A 3,303-nucleotide genomic window follows, 5' to 3' on the forward strand; every position below is an offset into this window, starting at 1 on the left:
GAATCAAGAAGATCAACCGCCATCCCCGCCCACTGCGACCCCTGCCCCGGAAACACAAACACCGGACGGACCACACCACTCTGCGCACGCCCCGTGACCACGCGTGTGGCGGAAGCGTCGTCCTTGGCCAGCTGGTCAAGGGCGTTGAGGAATTCCTCGCGGTCGCGTCCGAGGATGACGCCCCGGTGCTCGAACCGTGATCGGGTCACCGCCAACGACCAGGCGAGGCTGCCGAGTTCCAGGTCGGCGTCGGTGAGCAAGTGTTCCCGCAGGCGCGCGGCCTGCTCGCGCAGGGCGCCTTCGCTCTTCGCCGAGAGCGCCAGCGGTATCGCGCCTGCGAACACCGGCGACGGGGTGGCACCGGCGTCAGGCCCGGCGATCTCCGGGTTTTCGGCCGGTTCCGGCTGCTCCAGGATCACATGCGCGTTGGTGCCGCTCATGCCGAAGGAGGAGACACCCGCGCGACGGGGCGCCCCGCCCTGCCGCGCGGTCCATTCACGGGCCTCGGTCAGGAGCTCCACGGCTCCTTCGGTCCAGTCGACCTCGGGGGTCGGCTCGTCCACGTGCAACGTCTGAGGCAGTACGCCGTGCTGCATCGCGAGAACCATCTTCATGACGCCCGCGACGCCGGAGGCGGCCTGGCTGTGCCCGATGTTGGACTTGATCGAGCCGAGCCACAGGGGTTCGCCGCTCTCGGGCCGCTCCTGGCCGTAGGTGGCAAGGAGCGCCTGCGCCTCGATCGGGTCCCCGAGCGTCGTACCCGTACCGTGCGCCTCGACCACGTCCACGTCGGCGGGGGTGAGGCGGGCGTTGGCGAGCGCTGCGCGGATGACGCGCTGCTGGGACGGGCCGTTGGGGGCGGTCAGGCCGTTACTCGCACCGTCCTGGTTGACAGCGGAGCCACGAACCACGGCGAGGACCTGGTGGCCGTTCCGGCGGGCGTCGGAAAGGCGCTCGAGGAGCACCATGCCGACGCCTTCGGCCATGCCCATGCCGTCGGCGGAGGCGGCGAAGGCCTTGCAGCGGCCGTCGTCGGCCAGGCCGCGCTGCTGGCTGAAGGCGATCAGCGCGCCGGGCGACGACATGACGGCGACGCCTCCGGCCAGAGCGAGCGAGCACTCACCCTGGCGCAGCGCCTGGGCCGCCAGGTGCATGGCGACCAGCGACGACGAGCACGCTGTGTCCACCGTCACCGCCGGGCCTTCGAGCCCGAAGGTGTAGGCGATGCGACCGGAGATGACGCTGGGCGCGCTGCCGGTGAGGATGTGGCCCTCGGCACCGGCGGACACCTGGCCGGGGCCCGTGCCGTAGTCCTGGTAGTTGGTTCCCACGAACACGCCCGCGGCCTCGCCGCGCACCGCCCGGGGGTCGATCCCTGCGCGCTCGAACGCCTCCCAGGAAGTCTCCAGGAGGAGCCGCTGCTGCGGGTCCATGGCGAGCGCCTCGCGCGGCGAGATGCCGAAGAAGGCCGGGTCGAAGGCGCCCGCGTCGTGCAGGAAGCCGCCGCCCCTGGTCGTGGTGGTGCCGGGGGTCCCCGGGTTCGGGTCGTACAGGTGGGCGGTGTCCCAGCCACGGTTGACGGGGTAGCCGCCGACGACGTCGGCGCGGTTCTTCAGGACGTCCCACATCTGTTCGGGGCTGCTGATGCCACCCGGGTAGCGGCAGCTCATGGCCACGATGGCGATCGGTTCGTCGGTGGCCGCCGCGAGCGGCGCGACCGGCGCGGCAGCGGTGGCCTTGTCGGCGCCGAGGACCGTGGTGCGCAGGTATGCGGCCAGGGCGACGCCGTTGGGGTGGTCGAATACGACGGTGGTGGGCAGCTTCAGACCGGTGGCGACGCCGAGCCGGTTGCGTAGGTCGACCGCGGTGAGCGAGTCGAAGCCGAACTCGCGGAAGGCGCGCTCGGGGTCGAGGGCCCGGGCGGACTCGTAACCGAGGACTGCGGCGGCGTGCGTGAGTACGAGCTCAAGCAGGACCCGGTCCCGTTCGGGCCCGGCGAGGCCGGCCAGGCGCTCGCGCAGCGCCGACGCCTTGGACGACGGCTCCCCCTCACCCATTTCGGCCCCTTCACCGGCGAGTCCTTCCTGGCCGGCGAGGACACGCTGGGCGTCGGGCAGGTCAGCGAGCAGCGGGCGGGCACGCCGTGCGGTGAACACCGGCACGAACTGGTCCCAGTCCACGTCGGCCAGGGCCAGGAACGTCTCGTCGTCGTCCAGGATCTGCCGCATGCCTGTGAACGCGAGGCCCGGGTCCAGGAACGGCAGCCCCTGGCGACGCAGTTGCTCCGGGTCGACGTCGATCGGCGCGCTACCGCTCTCGTGCAGGTTGACGACGTTCCACACGCCCCAGGCGATGGACGTGGCGGTCAGACCGCGGGCCCTGCGATGCTCGGCGAGGGCGTCCAGGTAAGCATTAGCGGCCGCGTACGCGGCGTGGTCGCCACTGCCCCACACTCCGGCGATGGAGGAGAAGAGCACGAACGCGTCGAGATCCGCGTCGGCGAGGAGTTCGTCCAGGACGACCGCGCCCGCGACCTTCGCCGCGATGATGCCGGCGAATTCGGCGAGCGTGGTGGTGGCGATGGGGGCCAGCTCGATGAGCGCGGCGGCGTGCACGACGGCGCGCAGTGTGTGTCCGTCGGCGGCCAGCCGGGCGAGCAGCGCGGCGACCGCGTCGCGGTCGGCGACATCGCAGGCCGTGATGGTGACCTGGACCCCCATCTCCTCCAGTTCGCCGCGCAGTGCGTCGGCGCCGGGCGCGTCCGGGCCGCGGCGGCTGGTCAGGACGAGATGCTCGGCACCCTCGCGGGCCAGCCAGCGTGCCAGGTGGGGGCCGAGGGCGCCGGTGCCGCCGGTGATCAGGACGGTGCCCCGGGGAGTCCATCCGGGGGTCGGGCGCTGGGTCTTGGGGGTGGCGGTGTTCGCCGGGCTGGCGGTGCTCTCGGGTTGGTTCGACGGGGCCGTGGACTCCGTCCGGTTCGCCGGGGTGGCCGGCTCGGCGCGGACGAGGCGGCGTACGAAGACGCCGGAGCCGCGCAGGGCGAGCTGGTCTTCGTCGCCCGCGCCCGTGAGGATCCCTGCGAGCCGGGTGGTGGTACGGGCATCCCGGGCCTGCGGCAGGTCGAGGAGACCGCCCCAGCGCTCCGGGTGCTCAAGGGCCACGACACGGCCCAGGCCCCAGGTCTGCGCCTGGGCCGGGCTTTCCACCTGGTCGTTGCGGCCGGTGGAGACGGCTCCGCTGGAGACCATCCACAACTTCGCCCCGATCCCCACGTCACCCAGGGCCTGCACCAACGCCACCGTG

Annotated in this window: 1 protein-coding gene; it reads right to left on the minus strand. The window is 72.4% G+C overall.

Annotated features, from left to right (window positions below):
• On the minus strand, positions 1-3,303 hold a 3,303-nt coding region (locus tag ACFYQ5_RS36040; RefSeq protein ID WP_389203840.1), incomplete at both ends, for a type I polyketide synthase.

Origin of the sequence: Streptomyces sp. NPDC005794 (genome assembly GCF_042871445.1) — a bacterium.
Lineage (GTDB): Bacteria > Actinomycetota > Actinomycetes > Streptomycetales > Streptomycetaceae > Streptomyces.